At 52.6% G+C, this 384-nt stretch carries 1 pseudogene; it reads right to left on the bottom strand.

The features are described 5' to 3' along the window. Window positions 1–19: 19 nt before the first annotated feature. Window positions 20–384: pseudogene (locus MKS85_RS28825) on the bottom strand (actin, cytoplasmic 2); the annotation flags it as partial.

Below are 384 nucleotides of genomic sequence, written 5' to 3'. Positions count from 1 at the left end.
GGCTGACATTGCTGATGATTTAGAAGCACTTCCTGTGGACAATGGATGGACCAGCCTCATCGTACTCCTGCTTGGTGATCCACATCTGCTGGAAGGTGGACAGGGAAGCCAGGATGGATCCACCGATCCAGACAGAGTACTTACGCTCAGGAGGAGCAATGATCTTGATCTTCATGGTGCTGGGGGCCAGGGCAGTGATCTCCTTCTGCATACGGTCAGCAATACCAGGGTACATGGTGGTACCACCGGACAAGACATTGTTGGCGTACAGATCCTTACGGATGTCAATGTCGCACTTCATGATGCTGTTGTAAGCGGTCTCATGGATACCAGCGGACTCCATACCAATGAAGGATGGCTGGAAGAGAGTCTCGGGGCAACGGA

The organism is Pseudomonas sp. JL2 (assembly GCF_031570495.1).
GTDB lineage: Bacteria > Pseudomonadota > Gammaproteobacteria > Pseudomonadales > Pseudomonadaceae > Aquipseudomonas > Aquipseudomonas rhizophila.
The sequence above is the reverse complement of the archived record's forward strand: the minus strand, read 5'-3'. Positions and strand labels throughout refer to the sequence as shown.